28 protein-coding genes are annotated in these 17,589 nt (G+C 43.9%); all 28 read left to right on the forward strand.

Annotated elements, in window-relative coordinates:
* The first annotated feature begins 15 nt into the window (after positions 1-15).
* The 28 genes from rplB (at position 16) to carA (ending at position 17,022) form a co-directional block, all read left to right on the forward strand.
* Positions 16-849 (forward strand): 50S ribosomal protein L2, encoded by an 834-nt coding sequence (gene rplB / locus GWG06_RS11855; RefSeq protein WP_127043110.1) that lies wholly within the window; start codon positions 16-18, stop codon positions 847-849.
* A gap of 65 nt (positions 850-914) precedes the next feature.
* Positions 915-1,181 carry a 30S ribosomal protein S19 gene (gene rpsS / locus GWG06_RS11860; protein WP_127043112.1) on the forward strand — a complete coding sequence of 89 codons (267 nt, stop codon included), beginning with the start codon at positions 915-917 and terminating at the stop codon, positions 1,179-1,181.
* A gap of 93 nt (positions 1,182-1,274) precedes the next feature.
* Positions 1,275-1,625: a 50S ribosomal protein L22 gene (gene rplV / locus GWG06_RS11865; RefSeq protein WP_127043114.1), complete on the forward strand. Its 351-nt coding sequence runs from the start codon at positions 1,275-1,277 to the stop codon at positions 1,623-1,625.
* Positions 1,626-1,686: 61 nt separating this feature from the next.
* Positions 1,687-2,475 (forward strand): 30S ribosomal protein S3, encoded by a 789-nt coding sequence (gene rpsC, locus GWG06_RS11870; RefSeq protein ID WP_127043116.1) that lies wholly within the window; start codon positions 1,687-1,689, stop codon positions 2,473-2,475.
* Positions 2,476-2,530: 55 nt separating this feature from the next.
* Positions 2,531-2,950: a 50S ribosomal protein L16 gene (gene rplP / locus GWG06_RS11875; RefSeq protein WP_078666981.1), complete on the forward strand. Its 420-nt coding sequence runs from the start codon at positions 2,531-2,533 to the stop codon at positions 2,948-2,950.
* Positions 2,951-3,014: 64 nt separating this feature from the next.
* The gene (gene rpmC, locus GWG06_RS11880) at positions 3,015-3,215 is read left to right on the forward strand and encodes a 50S ribosomal protein L29 (protein WP_127043118.1); all 201 of its coding nucleotides are present in this window, start codon (positions 3,015-3,017) and stop codon (positions 3,213-3,215) included.
* 53 nt (positions 3,216-3,268) lie between these two features.
* Positions 3,269-3,529: a 30S ribosomal protein S17 gene (gene rpsQ, locus GWG06_RS11885; RefSeq protein WP_127043119.1), complete on the forward strand. Its 261-nt coding sequence runs from the start codon at positions 3,269-3,271 to the stop codon at positions 3,527-3,529.
* 71 nt (positions 3,530-3,600) lie between these two features.
* Complete coding sequence (rplN, locus tag GWG06_RS11890) at positions 3,601-3,969, forward strand: 50S ribosomal protein L14 (RefSeq protein ID WP_078666984.1); 369 nt, start codon at positions 3,601-3,603, stop codon at positions 3,967-3,969.
* A 169-nt stretch (positions 3,970-4,138) separates the two neighbouring features.
* Positions 4,139-4,477 (forward strand): 50S ribosomal protein L24, encoded by a 339-nt coding sequence (rplX, locus tag GWG06_RS11895; protein ID WP_127043121.1) that lies wholly within the window; start codon positions 4,139-4,141, stop codon positions 4,475-4,477.
* Positions 4,477-5,052, forward strand: coding sequence for a 50S ribosomal protein L5 (gene rplE, locus GWG06_RS11900; RefSeq protein WP_160713481.1), 576 nt, complete (start codon positions 4,477-4,479; stop codon positions 5,050-5,052). Before rplX ends, rplE begins: the two co-directional genes overlap by 1 nt.
* Positions 5,053-5,071: 19 nt before the next feature.
* A complete protein-coding gene (gene rpsN, locus GWG06_RS11905; RefSeq protein ID WP_127043125.1) occupies positions 5,072-5,341 on the forward strand; it encodes a 30S ribosomal protein S14 in 270 nt (89 codons plus the stop codon).
* A gap of 140 nt (positions 5,342-5,481) precedes the next feature.
* Positions 5,482-5,880, forward strand: a complete 399-nt coding sequence (gene rpsH, locus GWG06_RS11910; protein ID WP_127043127.1) for a 30S ribosomal protein S8 — start codon at positions 5,482-5,484, stop codon at positions 5,878-5,880.
* 128 nt (positions 5,881-6,008) lie between these two features.
* Positions 6,009-6,563: a 50S ribosomal protein L6 gene (gene rplF / locus GWG06_RS11915; RefSeq protein WP_127043129.1), complete on the forward strand. Its 555-nt coding sequence runs from the start codon at positions 6,009-6,011 to the stop codon at positions 6,561-6,563.
* Positions 6,564-6,657: 94 nt separating this feature from the next.
* Positions 6,658-7,011: a 50S ribosomal protein L18 gene (rplR, locus tag GWG06_RS11920; RefSeq protein WP_127043131.1), complete on the forward strand. Its 354-nt coding sequence runs from the start codon at positions 6,658-6,660 to the stop codon at positions 7,009-7,011.
* 51 nt (positions 7,012-7,062) lie between these two features.
* Entirely contained in the window at positions 7,063-7,581 is a 519-nt protein-coding gene (rpsE, locus tag GWG06_RS11925; protein ID WP_127043133.1) for a 30S ribosomal protein S5, read from the forward strand.
* A 95-nt stretch (positions 7,582-7,676) separates the two neighbouring features.
* A complete protein-coding gene (gene rpmD / locus GWG06_RS11930; RefSeq protein ID WP_127043134.1) occupies positions 7,677-7,859 on the forward strand; it encodes a 50S ribosomal protein L30 in 183 nt (60 codons plus the stop codon).
* Between the two features lie 128 nt (positions 7,860-7,987).
* On the forward strand, positions 7,988-8,434 hold the full coding sequence (gene rplO, locus GWG06_RS11935; protein ID WP_127043136.1) for a 50S ribosomal protein L15: 447 nt from the start codon (positions 7,988-7,990) through the stop codon (positions 8,432-8,434).
* Between the two features lie 78 nt (positions 8,435-8,512).
* The gene (secY, locus tag GWG06_RS11940) at positions 8,513-9,853 is read left to right on the forward strand and encodes a preprotein translocase subunit SecY (RefSeq protein ID WP_127043138.1); all 1,341 of its coding nucleotides are present in this window, start codon (positions 8,513-8,515) and stop codon (positions 9,851-9,853) included.
* A 144-nt stretch (positions 9,854-9,997) separates the two neighbouring features.
* Positions 9,998-10,798, forward strand: a complete 801-nt coding sequence (gene map, locus GWG06_RS11945; RefSeq protein WP_127043140.1) for a type I methionyl aminopeptidase — start codon at positions 9,998-10,000, stop codon at positions 10,796-10,798.
* A gap of 148 nt (positions 10,799-10,946) precedes the next feature.
* Positions 10,947-11,165, forward strand: a complete 219-nt coding sequence (gene infA, locus GWG06_RS11950) for a translation initiation factor IF-1 (protein WP_012789309.1) — start codon at positions 10,947-10,949, stop codon at positions 11,163-11,165.
* Positions 11,166-11,233: 68 nt separating this feature from the next.
* Positions 11,234-11,350 (forward strand): 50S ribosomal protein L36, encoded by a 117-nt coding sequence (gene rpmJ / locus GWG06_RS11955; protein WP_073083232.1) that lies wholly within the window; start codon positions 11,234-11,236, stop codon positions 11,348-11,350.
* Between the two features lie 58 nt (positions 11,351-11,408).
* Positions 11,409-11,789, forward strand: a complete 381-nt coding sequence (gene rpsM / locus GWG06_RS11960; protein ID WP_073083235.1) for a 30S ribosomal protein S13 — start codon at positions 11,409-11,411, stop codon at positions 11,787-11,789.
* 116 nt (positions 11,790-11,905) lie between these two features.
* Positions 11,906-12,307 (forward strand): 30S ribosomal protein S11, encoded by a 402-nt coding sequence (gene rpsK, locus GWG06_RS11965; protein WP_127044295.1) that lies wholly within the window; start codon positions 11,906-11,908, stop codon positions 12,305-12,307.
* 156 nt (positions 12,308-12,463) lie between these two features.
* Positions 12,464-13,069 (forward strand): 30S ribosomal protein S4, encoded by a 606-nt coding sequence (gene rpsD / locus GWG06_RS11970; RefSeq protein WP_127044294.1) that lies wholly within the window; start codon positions 12,464-12,466, stop codon positions 13,067-13,069.
* A 67-nt stretch (positions 13,070-13,136) separates the two neighbouring features.
* The gene (locus tag GWG06_RS11975; protein ID WP_127044293.1) at positions 13,137-14,132 is read left to right on the forward strand and encodes a DNA-directed RNA polymerase subunit alpha; all 996 of its coding nucleotides are present in this window, start codon (positions 13,137-13,139) and stop codon (positions 14,130-14,132) included.
* Between the two features lie 189 nt (positions 14,133-14,321).
* A complete protein-coding gene (gene rplQ / locus GWG06_RS11980; protein WP_127044292.1) occupies positions 14,322-14,816 on the forward strand; it encodes a 50S ribosomal protein L17 in 495 nt (164 codons plus the stop codon).
* Positions 14,817-14,945: 129 nt separating this feature from the next.
* Positions 14,946-15,773: a hypothetical protein gene (locus tag GWG06_RS11985; RefSeq protein ID WP_127044291.1), complete on the forward strand. Its 828-nt coding sequence runs from the start codon at positions 14,946-14,948 to the stop codon at positions 15,771-15,773.
* Between the two features lie 136 nt (positions 15,774-15,909).
* On the forward strand, positions 15,910-17,022 hold the full coding sequence (carA, locus tag GWG06_RS11990; RefSeq protein ID WP_127044290.1) for a glutamine-hydrolyzing carbamoyl-phosphate synthase small subunit: 1,113 nt from the start codon (positions 15,910-15,912) through the stop codon (positions 17,020-17,022).
* Positions 17,023-17,589 lie beyond the last annotated feature (567 nt).

The following is a 17,589-nucleotide window of genomic DNA, read 5'->3' on the forward strand; positions in this document are numbered from 1 at the left end:
ACTTTTTAGGAAGTAATGGCACTGAAGAAGTTCAAACCAATGACGGCCGGTACCCGCTGGAAAATAGGCAACGCTTATGCTGAGCTGACCACGGATACCCCCGAAAAAAGCCTGCTCGAACCAGCTAAAAGGTCCGGCGGTAGAAACGCACAGGGTAGAATGTCTATGCGCTACATCGGTGGCGGTCATAAGAAAGCATACCGTGTAATTGATTTCAAACGTGAAAAAGTAAATATTCCGGCTACCGTTAAAACCATCGAGTACGATCCGAACCGTAGCGCATTCATCGCGCTGGTTAGCTACGCTGATGGTGAGAAACGTTACATCATCGCTCCGCAGGGGCTGCAGGTTGGCAGCACTGTAGTAAGTGGTGCTGACGTTGCTCCTGAAGTAGGTAACGCGTTGCCGCTGAAAAATATGCCACTGGGTACTGTTGTTCACAACATTGAACTGCAGCCTGGTAAAGGTGGTGCTATCGCAAGAAGCGCCGGCGCATACGCTCAGCTGTCCAACAAGGAAGAAAAATATGCAGTACTGAAAATGCCTTCCGGCGAACTGCGTAAAGTATTAAACACCTGTATGGCAACTGTAGGTACAGTTTCCAACTCCGACCACGCCCTGCAATCCATCGGTAAAGCAGGTGCCAACCGTTGGAGAGGTATCCGTCCACGTAACCGTGGTGTTGCGATGAACCCTGTAGATCACCCGATGGGTGGTGGTGAAGGTAAATCTTCCGGAGGTCACCCAAGATCAAGAACAGGCAAATATGCGAAAGGTCTGAAAACCAGAAAGCCGCATAAGAGCTCTGATAAACTGATCATCAGCAGGAAAAACGGTAAAAAATTATAATATTTCGGAATCCGGGTTCCGCTGATACCGGAATCCGGAATTGGAAAAATCATAAATAAGAAGACATGGCTCGTTCCATAAAAAAAGGTCCTTACGTAGACCAGAAATTAGAGAATAAAGTTGAAAAAATGAATGCGGGCACCAAGCGTACTGTTATCAAGACCTGGAGCCGTCGTTCTACTATCACGCCTGATTTCGTAGGTCACACTTTCGCTGTGCACAATGGCAACAAATTCATTCCTGTTTATGTAACGGAATTTATGGTTGGCCACAAACTGGGCGAATTTGCACCAACACGTAACTTCAGAGGACACGCTAACAAGAAAATGTAAATTATAGTCTGAGGTTTGAGGTTTGAACCAGGTTTCAGACCTTATCTCAAACATCAGGCATCAGACACTTAATAATAAAAGAAATTAATAACAATGGAAGCAGTAGCTAAGCTGAATAATAATCCTACATCTACCCGCAAAATGCGTTTGCTGGCAGACTTAATCCGTGGTCTGGATGTAGAAAAGGCTTTGAATATTTTGAAATTCCATCCAAAGCACCCAAGCGTACCTTTAGAAAAACTGCTGGTATCCGCTATCGCAAACTGGAAAGTGAAGAACGAAGGTGCAAGGGTAGAAGACGCGAACCTGATCGTAAAAACTATCATGGTTGACGGCGGCCGCACACTGAAAAGAATGCGTCCGGCTCCACAGGGTAGAGGTTACCGTATCCGCAAGAGAAGTAACCACGTTACGATTGTAGTGGATGGTAAAAATGCACAGTAAGCGTTTCATACCAAAGAGATAGAAATTAAAACTATTAAACTAATAGACAAATAACCAGAACATGGGTCAGAAAACAAATCCTATTGGTAACAGGTTAGGTATCATCAGAGGATGGGACTCTAATTGGTATGGCAGCAAAAAAGATTTTGCTACCAAACTGATCGAAGATAACAAGATCAGAACTTATCTGAATGCCCGTATCAACAAAGGCGGAATTTCCAGAGTTGTGATCGAAAGAACTTTAGGTAAGTTAATCATCACTGTTCATACTTCTAAGCCTGGTATCATCATAGGTAAAGGTGGTAACGAAGTTGATCGCATCAAGGAAGAGCTGAAGAAGCTGACAGGTAAAGAAGATGTTCAGATCAACATTCTCGAGATCCGCCGTCCTGAAATGGATGCTAATATCGTTGCAGAAACAATCGCCAAACAGATTGAAAGCCGTATCAACTACAAACGCGCTATCAAAATGGCTATTGCTACCGCTCTGAGAATGGGTGCTGAAGGTATCAAAATCAAAGTAAGCGGTCGTCTGGGTGGTGCTGAAATTGCGCGTGCTGAAGAAATGAAGCAGGGTCGCGTTCCATTGCACACATTCCGTATGGACATCGACTACGCTTCTCTGTTCGCTTTAACCGTTTACGGTAAAATCGGTATCAAAGTATGGATCTGTAAAGGTGAAGTACTGGGTAAACGCGATCTGAACCCTAACGTGCTGACAGGTAAAGAAGGTGATAACCGCGGTGGTGGCCGTGAAGGTGGTGATCGCAGAGAACATGGTGAAAGAAGAGATCACCGTGGTGGTGAAAGAAGAGGCGGTGGCGAAAACCGTGGCGGTGGCCGCAGATAATATCTGTGGATAAAGCAAACATTAACAATTACTATTAACATTAACAATACAGACGATGTTACAGCCAAAAAGAGTGAAACACAGGAAGATGCACAAAGGCCGCATCAAAGGGAACGCTAAAAGAGGCGCTACCCTCTCCTTTGGTACATTCGGTCTTAAAGCATTAGAACCTAAGTGGATCACTGACAGGCAGATTGAAGCTGCCCGTGTAGCCTTAACAAGGCACATGAAACGTGAAGGTAACGTGTGGATTCGCATATTCCCTGACAAACCAATCACCGCTAAGCCTTTGGAAGTGAGGATGGGTAAAGGTAAAGGTGCGCCAGACCATTGGGCAGCAGTAGTAAAACCAGGCAGAATTTTATTTGAAGCTGACGGCGTTCCCTTACAGGTAGCGAAAGAAGCGATGGAACTCGCAGCACAGAAACTGCCCATCAAAGTAAAATTTGTAACCAGCCGCGACTACGTTGCTTAATTACAAACTATTCATAAAATCCGGTAAACTGCCACCAGCAGTAAACTGAACCAAATTAAATACAATGGCAAAAGAAAAGCTGGATCTGAAAGGCCTGAGCGAACAAGACCTCAAAGAGAAAATCTCTGCCGAGGAACTGCGCCTGAAGAAAATGAAATTCGGTCATGCAATCACGCCAATCGAAAATCCCATGAGCATCCGCTCTGTGAGACGCGATATCGCACGCATGCAAACTGAATTGCGTAAAAAACAACTGGGCTTCTAAGCATTAGTATAACTTTTTTTCCTCCCCGCAGGGAGGGCTAAATACTTTCAACAATGACGACCGAAAGAAAATTAAGAAAAACCAGGATTGGTGTGGTTGCCAGCAACAAAATGGATAAAACCATTACTGTTAAGGTGGAGCGTAAAGTGAAGCACCCTATCTATGGTAAATTCGTTAAAAAAACTACCAAGTTCATGGCGCACGACGATAAAAACGAGTGCAGCATCGGCGATACCGTGAAAATCGCGGAAACACGCCCTCTGAGCAAAAACAAATGCTGGAGACTGGTAGAAGTAATCGAAAAAGTAAAATAATTTCTTATTTGTTTCAAGCTGCTGCCGGCAATCCCGGTTTCAGCCGCTGATTAAACAACAAACTCATTACGATGATACAACAAGAATCAAGGCTGAGTGTGGCGGATAACAGTGGTGCAAAAGAAGTACTCTGCATCCGCGTGTTAGGTAACTCCGGCCAGGACTACGCTAAAGTAGGTGATAAAATTGTAGTAACTGTAAAGGATGCAATTCCTGGTGGTGGTGCTAAAAAAGGTATGGTTACGAAAGCCGTAATCGTAAGAACCAAAAACAAATTACGTCGTAAAGACGGTTCTTACATCCGTTTCGATGATAACGCCGTTGTACTGCTGAACAACTCCGACGAACCTCGCGGTACCCGTATTTTCGGTCCGGTTGCACGTGAGCTGAGAGACAAGGGCTATATGAAAATTATCTCCCTGGCTCCTGAGGTGTTATAAGATATTTACGGATTTCTTGGTTTTGTTATTTTGTAATTTCAAGCACAAAATCACAAAATCAAGAAATTTCAAAATATTCCGTATCTTTGCAGCCCGTTTGCAAAACGAGACAAAACATTAATCAAGCGAAACAGATGTTTCGCTTGGCGTTTATAAATAAATCAAAGTAATGAAAACTAGATTTAAGCCTAAATTCAACATTAAAAAGGGCGACCTGGTTGCGGTAATTGCCGGCGACGATAAGGACAGGACCAAAGCACGCAAAGTGCTGGAAGTTCACCCCGACAAAGCCCGCATTCTTGTAGAAGGCGTTAACATTATTACCAAGCATACCAAGCCTACTGCGCAGAATACCAAAGGTGGTATCGTAAAGCAGGAAGCTCCTATTGCTATTTCCAACGTGATGCTGTGGGATGCTAAAGCAGGTAAACCTACAAGGGTTAACAGGCAGAGGGAAAACGGTAAATTAATTCGTATCGCTAAAAAATCAGGGGAGGTAATCAAATAATGGCTAACTCTAAATATACTCCAAGACTGCAGACAAAGTACAAGGATGAGGTTGCTGGTACACTGATGAAGAAATTCAACTACAAAAGTGTTATGCAGGTTCCCCGCCTGGTGAAAATTTGCCTGAACCAAGGTATCAATGGTGCTGTAGGCGATAAGAAACTGGTAGATATCGCTGTGGACGAAATGACACGTATCTCCGGACAGAAAGCAATCGCTACCCTGTCTAAGAAAGATATCTCTAACTTCAAACTGAGAAAAAACATGCCTATCGGCGCCCGCGTTACACTGCGTGGTACCAATATGTATGATTTCCTGGATCGCCTGGTTTCTGTTTCCCTGCCACGTGTACGTGACTTCAAAGGTGTAAACGAAAAAGCGTTCGACGGCCGCGGTAACTATACCATGGGTATCACCGAACAAATCATCTTCCCTGAGATCGATATCGATAAAGTAACAAAAATGTCCGGTATGGATATCACTTTCGTTACTACTGCTACCACCAACGAAGAAGCTTACGAGCTGCTGAAGGAAATGGGTATGCCGTTCAGGAACATGAAAAAAGATAATCAGTAAATCGAAACGATAAATAATTATGGCAAAAGAATCCGTAAAAGCCAGACAAAGGAAAAGAGAAGCGATGGTAGCAAAATTCGCTGAAAAGCGCGCTGCCCTGAAAGCTGCCGGTGACTACGCTGCACTGGACCAGCTTCCTAAAAATGCCTCTCCTGTTCGTCTGAAAAACAGATGCCAGCTGACCGGTCGTCCTAAAGGATACATGCGTCACTTCGGTCTCTGCAGGAACATGTTCCGCGACCTGGCACTCGCAGGTAAAATCCCTGGCGTAACTAAAGCCAGCTGGTAATTTAAGATGTAATTATTGGGTTATTTGTTTATTTATAGAACAACATAACCAAATAATGAAATCTTAAATATTAAGTTATTTGATTCCCATCTTATTACGATTGGATATCGCATTGTAAACATTATCAAACTATTTAAACAATGGTTACTGATCCAATAGCAGACTTCCTGACCAGAATCCGGAACGCGCAAATGGCCACCCACAGGATCGTGGAAATTCCGGCTTCCAAGCTGAAAAAACGTATTACAGAAATACTGTACGATAAAGGTTATATCCTGAAGTACAAATTTGAAGAGGACAACAAACAGGGCGTTATCAAAATCGCGTTGAAATACGATCCTCAGACTAAAGAACCTGCCATCAAGGAACTGCAGCGCATCAGCCGTCCAGGTCTGCGCCAGTACGCTAAACCTGATGAGTTCAAACGTGTAAAGAACGGTCTGGGTGTGGCAATCATCTCTACTTCTAAAGGTGTAATGACCGATAAGGAAGCGAAAGTACAGAACGTAGGTGGTGAAGTAGTTTGCTACATCTATTAATATATCCGGCTTACCGCCTGTTCATACAACGGGAAGCCACCGGTGATTATCTGACAATTAAGCTTTCTATACGGCGCTGAACACAGATAATCAGTAAACAATATCAACAATCAACTTAAACAGAAGTTATGTCACGTATAGGTAAAGCTCCTATCAAATTGGCCAGCGGTGTTACAGTATCTGTTTCCGCTGCTAATGAAGTAACCGTAAAAGGTCCTAAAGGTGAACTGAAAAGAAGCATCGACAGAGACCTGACGGTAGAAGTGAAAGACGGAGTAGTAACCGTTGTTCGTCCTACTGACCAGATCCGCCATAAAGCACTGCACGGTCTGTACCGCGCACTGCTCGCTAACATGGTGACCGGCGTTACTGACGGATACAAGAAACAACTGGAACTCGTGGGTGTGGGTTACAAAGCTGCCAACGCTGGCCAGCTGCTGGATCTGTCCCTGGGTTACTCTCACAATATCGTTATCGAAATTCCAAAAGAACTGAAAGTGGCTACCCTGACTGAAAAAGGTCAGAACCCTAAGATCATGCTGGAAGGTATCGATAAACAACTGCTGGGTCAGGTAGCTGCCAAAATCCGCAGCCTGCGTAAACCAGAGCCTTACAAAGGTAAAGGTGTTCGCTACAGCGATGAAGTTGTACGTAAGAAAGCTGGTAAATCAGCTGGTAAATAATTAATCTTTAATTAGCTAACCGGCTGGCATACAGCTGGTTAGCTGATTTTAACAGTATATCCCGGCAGCATCGGGATAATAAAATATAACTCAAATGAGCACAAAAGTTAGCAGGAGACAGAAGATCCGCTACCGCATCCGTAAAAAGATCTCCGGTACTGCAAAAACACCAAGGTTATCTGTATTTCGCAGCAATAGCGATATCTATGTGCAACTGATTGATGATACCAACGGTACTACCCTGGCATCAGCTTCTTCCCGTGATAAGGATATTCAGGCACAGAAAGGTACTAAATCTGAGAAATCCAAACTGGTTGGCGCTGCACTGGCACAGAAAGCAATCGCTTTAGGTCTGACCAGCTGTGTTTTTGACAGAAGTGGTTATTTATACCATGGCCGCATCAAAGCCGTAGCTGAAGGTGCAAGAGAAGGCGGTCTCCAGTTCTAATCACTGGATCCGAATTTTATAATTCTGAACAAGTAATTCTTATAAAATAAAATGGCAAAGAATTCATTCAATAAAGTAAAGGCCGGTGATCTGGAGCTGAAAGAGAAAGTTGTGGCGATCAACCGTGTTACTAAAACCACCAAAGGCGGTCGTACTTTCAGTTTCTCCGCACTGGTTGTTGTAGGTAACGAAAACGGCGTAGTGGGTCACGGTCTTGGTAAAGCTAAAGAAGTACAGCAGGCTATCACCAAAGGTATAGACGATGCTAAGAAGAACCTGATTAAGGTTCCTGTTATGCACGGTACTATCCCTCACGATCAGTTTGCTAAAGAAGGCGCTGCCAAAGTATTGATTAAACCAGCTGCCCACGGTACCGGTGTGATCGCGGGAGGTTCTATGCGTGCGGTACTGGAAAGCGCCGGCGTTACAGACGTACTGGCTAAATCTCTGGGTTCTGCCAATCCGCATAACGTGGTAAAAGCTACTTTCAAAGCCCTGGGTCTGCTCCGCGAACCTATCAGCGTTGCCAGAACCAGAAGCATCTCTCTGAAGAAGGTTTTCAACGGTTAATCCTTTCAGGAATAACCAGGAAATACCAATTCAGCCGGATTATTGACATCATTCATTAACAATTAAATTACTCCGCCTTCGGCGGATAGGGGTTTATGGCAAAGATTAAGATCACTCAAGTGAAAAGTGGTATAGACCGTCCTGAAAGGCAGAAACTGACCTTGAAGGCACTGGGGCTGACTAAAATGAACGCTACTGTTGAAGTAGAAGCTACTCCTCAGGTCCTGGGAATGGTTCGTAAAGTTGATCACCTGGTAAAAGTAGAAACAGTAGCTTAATTATTAAGTAACACTGCTGTGGGATTGTCTGTTGATAATCTTACTTTTACATTTGTATCTTTACAGCGAATACTTTTTACATTTAAAATGCGAGCGGTTAATTTCCGCGTAAGTAAAAACAATTAATTATGAATCTGCATTCATTAAAGCCTGCAAAAGGCGCCGTACATAAAGAGAAACGTCTCGGACGTGGTGAGGCTTCCGGTAAAGGTGGTACCTCTACAAAAGGTAACAAGGGTATCCAGCAACGTGCCGGTTACGCCAGCAAAAGAGGCTTCGAAGGTGGCCAGATGCCAATTCAGCGTCGTATGCCTAAACGTGGTTTCATCAACAACAACCGCGAAGAATACACCATCTTCAACCTGGGCCAACTCGATCATTTAGTTGAAAAATACGGTCTCCAGGAATTTAACCTGGAAAACCTGTTCATGAACGGCCTGGTTAACAGAACCGCCAAAGTTAAAATACTGGCTAACGGCGAACTGAAAACCAAGGTTACTGTTAAAGTGAACGCGATCAGTGAAAAAGCTAAACAGGCCATCGAATCAGCAGGTGGATCAGTAGAACTGGTATAAGACTTTACGACTGAGGAGACGCCTACGGAGTAGTGCGTCTTTTCATATTTAATAGCGCTATTAAACCTTTATCTTCCTGTGAAGAAATTTATCGAAACGATTAAGAATATCTGGAGTATTGAGGATCTGCGTAACCGCATCTTAACCACCTTGCTCCTGGTCCTCATCTACCGTATTGGGTCCTATATTGCATTGCCCGGTATTGATGCCAACGCCCTCACTAACATTGAAAAAAGTGCCAACCAGGGAATTCTGGGGCTGGTGAACATGTTTGCCGGCGGATCGTTTTCAAGGGCCTCCATTTTTGCGTTGGGTATTATGCCCTACATTTCCGCGTCTATTGCTATCCAGTTATTAACAATAGCAGTACCTCATTTCCAGAAATTACAGAAGGAAGGAGAAAGCGGCCGCAAAAAAATCAATCAGTATACCCGTATCCTCACAGTGGTTGTAACCGGATTCCAGGCAAGTGCTTATGTGGCTTATCTGCGTAATCAGTCTGGTGGCGCTATTATTCCCGAATACGGTACCTTTTTCTTCTGGCTTTCCACTACCATCGTATTAACGGCAGGTACCCTGTTTGTTATGTGGCTCGGTGAAAAGATCACAGATAAAGGTATTGGTAACGGTACTTCTATTATCATCATGATGGGTATCCTTGCCCGCTTACCACAGGCATTGATTGCTGAATTCTCCAGCAAAGTGGCCGGCTCCGGCGGACCAATCCTGTTCCTGATTGAAATTGCCATCTTTATCTTAATAACTGTCGGACTTATCCTGCTCGTACAAGGTACCAGGAAAATACCCGTTAACTACGCAAAACGTATTGTAGGTAATAAACAATATGGCGGTGTACGTCAGTTCATCCCGCTGAAAGTAAATGCGGCAGGGGTTATGCCTATCATCTTCGCCCAGGCGATCATGTTCATTCCTGCTACCGTGATAGGTTTCGCGACTTCTTCTGAAAGCGCGTCCACCTTCATCCGCATCTTCAGTGACCACACCAACGGATGGTATAACGTTATCTACGCTGTACTGGTGATTGTATTTACCTACTTCTATACCGCGCTCATTTTCAATCCTACCCAGATGGCGGATGAAATGAAACGCAACAATGGTTTCATCCCAGGTGTTAAACCAGGTAAAGCTACTGCTGATTACATCGGCGCAGTGATGGACCGTATCACCCTGCCCGGCGCCTTTTTCCTGGCACTGGTAGGTATTATGCCCGGACTGGCAGCTGCCTTCAAAGTGAACAGCAACTTCGCTACCTTCTTTGGTGGTACTTCCCTGCTGATCATGGTAGGTGTTATCCTGGATACACTGCAACAGATCGAAAGCCAGCTCCTGATGCGCCACTACGATGGTCTCATGAGCACCGGCCGTATCAAGGGCAGAACAGCCCCGGCTAACGCATAAGTGAATGTACGTGCTGTAAACAGCATTTACCATAACAATAAATAGCCACAGAAGCTTCAACGCTTTAGTGGCTATATTATTTAGCGCTGTTGGCTTGAACAGCCTGCTTTTAAGCTGAAAGTCACCGGCGAAAAGCTTTTTAAGATGATTCATTATAAGACGAAGGAAGAAATAGAGTTGATGCGTAAAAGCGCCCTGCTCCTGAGTGCTGCCCTGGCGGAAGTGGCCAAAGCCCTGAAACCCGGTATGAGCACCCTGGATGTAGACGCGGTAGCGGATAAATTTATTGTGGAAAACGGGGCAGTGCCCTCTTTCAAAAACTATAAAGGATTTCCCAACGCCTGCTGTATTTCCGTGAATGAAGCTGTAGTACACGGTATTCCCAATAAGTATGTGCTGAAAGATGGTGATATCCTGACGGTAGACGTGGGTGTTTATATGAACGGATACCATGCAGACAGCGCCTACACCTTTGCTATCGGGAACGTACCGGATAATGTACGCCGCCTGATGGGCGCCACCAAAGCCTCCCTGTATAAGGGTATCGAGAAAGCGGTGGTAGGCAACCGTATCGGGGATATCTCCTACGCGATTCAGGAATATACCGAGAAGGAACGCGGTTACGGTGTTGTGAGGGAACTGGTAGGCCACGGCCTGGGCAGAAACCTGCACGAAGATCCGCAGGTACCTAACTACGGCAAGCGTGGCAGCGGCCCGGTGATGAAAGAAGGTCTGGTCATCGCTATTGAACCGATGATTAACCTCCGTACCAAGGATGTGGAATATATGGAAGACGGCTGGACGGTAGTTACCCGCGACGGAAGTCCTTCTGTACACTTTGAACACACGGTGGCGGTAGGAAAAGGAAAGGCAGATGTGCTGTCATCCTTTGTGGAAATTGAAAAAGCAGAAAAAAATAACCCGGAACTGAATACAAATTACTAAAATAAGTAGATGTATTTAATTCATTAAAAGGGAGTTTTACAATATGATTGGTTGTATGATATCATGTAACCAGCAATATTAATAATAATTACGGGAAATTTTTCTATTTCAAAAGATAAATGCTATCTTTGCAGTCCTAAAAATTTTTATGGCAAAACAGGCACTCATTAAACAGGATGGAATTATATTAGAAGCCTTATCGAACGCTATGTTCCGTGTAAAACTGGAAAACGGGCATGAGATCCTGGCCACCATTTCTGGAAAAATGAGAATGCACTATATACGCATTCTGCCAGGAGATAAGGTGGGAGTGGAGATGAGCCCATACGATTTGTCAAGAGGCCGTATAATTTTCAGATACAAGTAAGAGACAGGGAATCAGCGGGAACGACAAACAATTTAACAAAAAACATAACCTTTTATAAAATAATAATCATGAAGGTAAGAGCTGCAATCAAAAAAAGAAGTGCGGATTGTAAAATAGTTCGTAGAAAAGGTGTTTTGTTGGTAATCAACAAAAAGAATCCTCGTTTTAAACAACGCCAGGGTTAATCGGTTCCCCCAAGGAATTTGATTTTTTAATCAGAATCATAAAATCTAAAATAGAAATATGGCACGTATAGCCGGTATAGATCTTCCTAAAAATAAAAGAGGAGAAATTGGCCTCACCTATATCTTTGGTATAGGCCGTTCTACCGCCCAATATATCCTGAACAAGGCGGAAATTGATGTAAACAAGAAAGTGAAGGATTGGAATGACGATGAACAAGCTGCCATCCGTAACATTATCAACGGCGAGTTTAAGGTAGAGGGTCAACTGCGTTCTGAAGTACAAATGAATATCAAGCGTCTGCTGGATATCGCTTGCTACCGTGGTCTGCGTCACAGGAAAGGCTTACCGGTAAGAGGTCAGCGTACACGTACCAACAGCCGTACCCGTAAAGGTAAGCGTAAGACAGTGGCTGGTAAGAAAAAAGCAACTAAGAAATAATAAATAAAATCCCAGGTTGAAATCCCAAATTCCGGATCTGAGGGGTTTGGTTTCAATGGAAGCATTGATCGTTAAAATTTGGGATCTGGAATTTCATATTTGGAATTTAAATAATTATGGCAAAAGCAAATAATACAAAAACTGCTGCTAATAAAAAAAGAGTAGTAAAAGTAGACAACTACGGAGATGTTCATATCTCCGCCAGCTTCAACAATATCATTGTTAGCATCACCAACAAGCATGGTCAGGTTATCTCCTGGTCTTCTGCAGGTAAAATGGGTTTCAGAGGTTCTAAAAAGAACACTCCGTACGCTGCGCAGCTGGCTGCCCAGGATGCTGCTAAAGTTGCTATGGATGCAGGTCTGAAAAGAGCAGATGTATTTGTAAAAGGCCCAGGTGCCGGTCGTGAAAGTGCTATCCGCGCTATCGCTAACTCCGGTATCGAAGTGAGCATGATTAAAGACGTTACGCCTTTGCCTCACAACGGTTGCCGTCCTCCTAAGAAAAGAAGAGTATAGTAATATATAGTTACAGATTCCAGATACCCGATTTCATCCGAAGTCAGGTATCTGGAGTTTGTAATTTTACTATTTGTAAATTGGGTGTATGATCAGGTTTTCAGATTTTTTGAAGAGCATACATCATTAACTAAAAAATCTATAGTATATTCAATTATGGCAAGGTACACAGGCCCAAAGACCAAAATTTCCAGAATTTTTGGCGAACCCATTCTCGGTAATGGTAAATATTTAAGCAAGAACAGCAACCCTCCGGGTCAGCACGGTGCTAACCGTAAACGCAAACAATTAGGCGAATACGCACTGCAGCTGAGAGAAAAACAGAAAGCGAAATACACTTACGGCCTGCTCGAAAAACAGTTCCGTAACCTGTTCGATGAAGCTACCCGCAGAAAAGGTGTTGCCGGTGAAGTACTGATCAAATTACTGGAAGCACGTCTGGATAACACCGTGTTCCGTCTCGGTATCGCTCCTTCCCGCCCTGCTGCCCGTCAGCTGGTTTCTCACAAACACATCACTGTTAACGGTATCGTGGTGAACACCCCATCTTACCAGCTGAAACCAGGAGATGTTGTTAGCCTGAAAAACAAAACTGCAAACAATACAGCACTCACCAGCGTTATTCGTGGAAAAAATCCTAAGTTCAGCTGGTTAGACTGGAATGAGAAAGAAATGAAAGGCGTATTCATTGCTTACCCTGAGAGAGAGAGCGTTCCTGAAAACATCAAGGAACAACTGATTGTAGAATTGTACTCTAAGTAATAAATATTAGTCCATGGCTCTGGCCATGGACTAACTTCATATTTAAACTAATAAATCTATCATATCAATGGCAATTTTAAATTTCCAGAAACCTGATAAGATCGTATTGCAGAAGTCTACCGACTTTGAAGCTCAATTCGAATTCCGTCCATTAGAACCAGGTTATGCTGTGACTATCGGTAATGCGTTACGTCGCGTACTGTTGTCTTCTTTGGAGGGCTATGCCATTGTGGGTATAAAGATTGAAGGAGCTGATCACGAATTCGCTACACTGAGAGGTGTGACTGAAGACGTTACTGAGATTATCCTGAACCTGAAACAGGTTCGCTTCAAGAGAATCTCTGAAAGTGATGTAACGAATGAAAAGATCACCCTGTCTATCAAGGGTAAAACAGAATTCCGCGCAGACATGATCGAAAAAGCCACCAGCGCTTTCCAGATCATGAACCCTGAGCTGTTAATCTGCACCCTCGATCCTTCTGCCAAGCTGGATATCGAACTGACCATCGGCAAAGGCCGCGGTTATGTACCGGCTGAGGAAAACAAACCCAAAGATGCAGTATTCGGCTACATCGCTATTGACTCTATCTTTACGCCAATCAAAAACGTAAAGTACAGCATAGAAAATACCCGTGTGGAACAAAAAACTGACTATGAGAAATTAATCATGGAAGTTGTTACCGATGGTACCATCCACCCGGAAGAAGCAGTGAAACAGGCTTCCCGCATCCTTATTCAGCACCTGATGATCATCACCGATGAAAACATCAGCTTTGATACCAAAGACACTGAAAAAGAAGATGTAGTGGACGAACAAACACTGCAACTGCGTAAGATACTGAAAACACCACTCGAAGATCTCGATCTGAGCGTACGTGCCTTCAACTGTCTGAAAGCAGCAAAAATCAACTCACTGAGCGAACTGGTACAATACGAACAGGAAGAACTGATGAAGTTCAGAAACTTCGGCCAGAAATCCCTCAGCGAAATCGAACAGGTATTAGGCGAAAGAGGTCTGCACTTCGGTATGGATCTGTCTAAACTGAAACTCGAAGAAGAATAGTTATTTCAAATTACGAATTGCGAATTACGAATTGCGAATGAAATGCAGCGAACGAGCTTCGCGGATTTCTTTCCCGGATATCTCCGCCGCATTTCATTCGTAATTCATCATTCGTAATTTGTAATTCCTTTTTTATAATGAGTACCTTACAATTCCTGACACGGTGTAAGGGGTAAAACAAAAAATGTCATGCGTCACGGAGTTAAATTAAACAAATTAAGCAGAACTGCTTCCCACCGTAAAGCCCTGATGTCTAATCTGGCTTGCGAACTGATCAGCCACAAACGTATCAACACTACCCTCGCTAAAGCGAAAGCACTGCGCGTGTACATTGAGCCGTTGCTGACAAGAGGCAAAAACGATACTACCCACAACCGTAGAATCGTGTTCAGCTACCTGCAGGATAAAGAAGCCATCAAAGAATTGTTTGGCACTGTGAGCGAAAAAATCGCTAACCGTCCTGGAGGTTACACCCGTATCATTAAGCTGGGTAAACGTCATGGGGATAATGCAGAAGTTGCGTTGATTGAACTGGTAGACTTCAACGAAATCTACGGTGCACCAACCGAAAAAGCTGCTGCCAAGAAAACCCGCCGTGCCGGTGGTACCAAAAAGAAAGCCGCTGAAGCTGCTGAAGCTCCTGCTGCTGATACCACTGCTACTGAAGAAAAAACAGCTGAGTAATTTTATATTACGATACAAAAAAGGACAAAGCATCGCTTTGTCCTTTTTTTATGTCTATATAAATGAATTTATTTTGTAATATTATGCCGGCTTCCCGGCAGGAAACCGAAAAACCTTAATCATCTTCCTATGAAATACCTCGTATGCGACAGCTGTGGCCATGCCAATGCGCTCAAATCGGAATACCTCACCTTTTGTGACGAATGCGGAAAGAAATTGCCTCACACTTTTGCCGAATGGCGTAAACTTCATCCTATGGCCACTTTCCCGGAATACCGAGAGTCCGTGGGCATCGCCATAAAAGAAAAGAAAACCAATGCCATCGGCGCCTGGATGAAACAACAGCTGCAACCGGCCAACCGGGGCAAAGTTATCCTTTTCTTCTCCCTGGTACTGGTACTGATGGCTACTGCAGGCACCCTGTTTGGTAAACGCGCTGTATTCTCCCTGTTTTATGCCAAAGTACCCAAGTCCAGCCTCTATAGCAGCTGGCAGACAGCTACTATCGGCCGGCAGGCCGTGGAAATCAGTACACCGGTAAAACTCTGGATACATGACCAGCCGCTGAATAAGGAACTGGCACAACACGTGGAATACGCCAAAAGCTACCGAAATGAAGACGGACAAGGAATTCAGATCGAAGTGGATATGTATACCTACCACGAAAATATCGTCAATAACCTGGAAAATGCAGTGGAAGAAGCACATAATGAAATGCAGCTGAGCGGGCAGGCGGCAGATATCCGGTGTAAATCTGTACCCGTGCTGATTTCTGGTATGCAAGGGCAGCTGGAGGAAGGTAATTACCTGTATAAAGGAGCTATCAGGCTGGCATTCCGCAACCTGGTAATGGTCAGAGGCAACAGCCGCTGGTGTATCCATATCAGCTACCGCGACGATGATGAAGTAGCACAACAGGTGGCACAACGGGTGTTGAAATCTGTAAAAATTAAATGAGCGCCATTACCGGAAAAAAATATCTGTATTTAACTGCTGCTTTTCATAACTTTGCACGGTTTTTTATCCGAACCTTCAGGGCCCAGAGACCCTTGAAGGTTTTTTTTAAAATATAAAACAAGAACAGATACCAGAAATGCCTCAGACAAGAACCATCCAACCTGCCATCCTGTTGTTAGACGACGGTACGGTTTTTCAGGGAAAAGCTTTTGGGAAAATTGGCACTGCTGCCGGTGAATTAGCTTTCAATACCGGTATGACGGGTTACCAGGAAGTGTTTACGGACCCTTCTTACAAAGGACAGGTACTTATCATGAACAATTGCTATATCGGCAACTACGGCACCCGCAAGGACGACGTAGAGAGCGGCAGTGTTAAGATCAGTGGTCTGATTGCGAAGAATATCGCTTACAACTACTCCAGGAAAATGGCCGATGAGTCACTGGAAAAGTTCCTGACCGATAATAACCTGGTAGCTATTTATGATGTAGATACCCGCGCGCTGGTTTCCCACATCCGCAGCAAGGGAGCTATGAACTGCATCATTTCATCTGAAACGCTGGACGTAGCACAACTGAAAGCCGAACTGGCAAAAGTTCCTTCCATGGAAGGACTGGCCCTGTGCCAGGAAGTGACTACCAAAGAGCCTTACCATATCGGTAATCCGGAGGCAGACATCCGCATCGCTGTACTCGATAACGGCGTTAAGCGTAACATGCTGAAATGCCTCTCCGAGAAAGGCGCTTATCTGAAAGTATTCCCTACTGACACAAAATTTGAAACCTGCGAGGAATTCAAACCACATGCCTACTTCATTTCCAACGGCCCCGGTGATCCGGCTCCGCTGAAATATGCAGTGGATACCGTAAAGCAGATCCTGGCAGCAGAAAGACCTATGTTTGGTATCTGCCTCGGCCATCAGCTGCTGGCACTGGCAAATGATATTCCAACCTATAAAATGCACCACGGTCACCGCGGACTGAACCACCCGGTGAAAAACCTGAAAACCGGCCTGTGTGAAATTACCACCCAGAACCACGGTTTCGCTGTAGACGCCAATGCAGTAGCAGCCAGCGAGCAGGTGGAAGTGACGCATATCAACCTGAACGATAATACAGTTGAAGGTATCAGAATCAAGAACAAACCTGCTTTCTCCGTGCAATATCACCCGGAAAGTACGCCCGGTCCGTTCGACTCCCGCTATCTGTTTGATGATTTCTTTGAAATGATCAAAGCCAATAAAAAATAAGACAGTACTACTTTTTTACAGACTATATTAAATGAGACGGTCCCGAGGAATCGGGACCGTTGCATTTTAAAATTCCACGTTATGAAAACAAACGAAATTGCTATGCAACAAGGCAATAGCTTTTCCGCCGTTTTATTACATAACAATATTATAAAAAAAAGGTGTGCAATAGTAAATCTTCCGTTGAAAATTTTGTTACGGAATGGGAAGTAATAGTATTCTGACGAAATCAGGGAAAAAATATAGAATCAGGACAAAAAAATACGGCTCTGTGATCAGAGCCGTTTGCCTTTATAAATTCCACGTTATGAAAAACTGATACAAAAATACGATATTTTGCTAAAACGTTTTAGTTAAAGTTTCACTTTTTACAGATTCTTGATAAATCATTGCTGTAATGTGGATTCAAAGTTCGCTCCAAAAAAACGTTTGCTGAAATTCTGTAGGTTAAATTTTTCTTAAACAAGTTTAGATTTTGCAATCTATCGTATATGTAAATATTTTTATTTATGTTGTTTTTGTATGATGATTGTTGTTTTCGTATCAAATATACAAAACAAAATATAG

Source organism: Chitinophaga solisilvae, assembly GCF_009928525.1.
Classification (GTDB): Bacteria; Bacteroidota; Bacteroidia; order Chitinophagales; family Chitinophagaceae; genus Chitinophaga; species Chitinophaga solisilvae.

Bases quoted from the DNA above. Each gene is read 5' to 3' on its own strand.
- rpsK (WP_127044295.1), top strand. From the start codon at position 11,906: ATGGCAAAAGCAAATAATACAAAAACTGCTGCTAATAAAAAAAGAGTA.
- rpmC (WP_127043118.1), top strand. From the start codon at position 3,015: ATGGCAAAAGAAAAGCTGGATCTGAAAGGCCTGAGCGAACAAGACCTC.
- GWG06_RS11985 (WP_127044291.1), top strand. From the start codon at position 14,946: ATGAAATACCTCGTATGCGACAGCTGTGGCCATGCCAATGCGCTCAAA.
- rpmD (WP_127043134.1), top strand. From the start codon at position 7,677: ATGGCAAAGATTAAGATCACTCAAGTGAAAAGTGGTATAGACCGTCCT.
- rplF (WP_127043129.1), top strand. From the start codon at position 6,009: ATGTCACGTATAGGTAAAGCTCCTATCAAATTGGCCAGCGGTGTTACA.
- rpsE (WP_127043133.1), top strand. From the start codon at position 7,063: ATGGCAAAGAATTCATTCAATAAAGTAAAGGCCGGTGATCTGGAGCTG.
- rplQ (WP_127044292.1), top strand. From the start codon at position 14,322: ATGCGTCACGGAGTTAAATTAAACAAATTAAGCAGAACTGCTTCCCAC.
- rpsM (WP_073083235.1), top strand. From the start codon at position 11,409: ATGGCACGTATAGCCGGTATAGATCTTCCTAAAAATAAAAGAGGAGAA.
- rplN (WP_078666984.1), top strand. From the start codon at position 3,601: ATGATACAACAAGAATCAAGGCTGAGTGTGGCGGATAACAGTGGTGCA.
- rplV (WP_127043114.1), top strand. From the start codon at position 1,275: ATGGAAGCAGTAGCTAAGCTGAATAATAATCCTACATCTACCCGCAAA.
- rplE (WP_160713481.1), top strand. From the start codon at position 4,477: ATGGCTAACTCTAAATATACTCCAAGACTGCAGACAAAGTACAAGGAT.
- rplX (WP_127043121.1), top strand. From the start codon at position 4,139: ATGAAAACTAGATTTAAGCCTAAATTCAACATTAAAAAGGGCGACCTG.
- GWG06_RS11975 (WP_127044293.1), top strand. From the start codon at position 13,137: ATGGCAATTTTAAATTTCCAGAAACCTGATAAGATCGTATTGCAGAAG.
- rplB (WP_127043110.1), top strand. From the start codon at position 16: ATGGCACTGAAGAAGTTCAAACCAATGACGGCCGGTACCCGCTGGAAA.
- carA (WP_127044290.1), top strand. From the start codon at position 15,910: ATGCCTCAGACAAGAACCATCCAACCTGCCATCCTGTTGTTAGACGAC.
- rpsD (WP_127044294.1), top strand. From the start codon at position 12,464: ATGGCAAGGTACACAGGCCCAAAGACCAAAATTTCCAGAATTTTTGGC.
- rpsH (WP_127043127.1), top strand. From the start codon at position 5,482: ATGGTTACTGATCCAATAGCAGACTTCCTGACCAGAATCCGGAACGCG.
- rplO (WP_127043136.1), top strand. From the start codon at position 7,988: ATGAATCTGCATTCATTAAAGCCTGCAAAAGGCGCCGTACATAAAGAG.
- rpsS (WP_127043112.1), top strand. From the start codon at position 915: ATGGCTCGTTCCATAAAAAAAGGTCCTTACGTAGACCAGAAATTAGAG.
- rplP (WP_078666981.1), top strand. From the start codon at position 2,531: ATGTTACAGCCAAAAAGAGTGAAACACAGGAAGATGCACAAAGGCCGC.
- rpmJ (WP_073083232.1), top strand. From the start codon at position 11,234: ATGAAGGTAAGAGCTGCAATCAAAAAAAGAAGTGCGGATTGTAAAATA.
- infA (WP_012789309.1), top strand. From the start codon at position 10,947: ATGGCAAAACAGGCACTCATTAAACAGGATGGAATTATATTAGAAGCC.
- rpsC (WP_127043116.1), top strand. From the start codon at position 1,687: ATGGGTCAGAAAACAAATCCTATTGGTAACAGGTTAGGTATCATCAGA.
- map (WP_127043140.1), top strand. From the start codon at position 9,998: ATGATTCATTATAAGACGAAGGAAGAAATAGAGTTGATGCGTAAAAGC.
- rpsQ (WP_127043119.1), top strand. From the start codon at position 3,269: ATGACGACCGAAAGAAAATTAAGAAAAACCAGGATTGGTGTGGTTGCC.
- rplR (WP_127043131.1), top strand. From the start codon at position 6,658: ATGAGCACAAAAGTTAGCAGGAGACAGAAGATCCGCTACCGCATCCGT.
- rpsN (WP_127043125.1), top strand. From the start codon at position 5,072: ATGGCAAAAGAATCCGTAAAAGCCAGACAAAGGAAAAGAGAAGCGATG.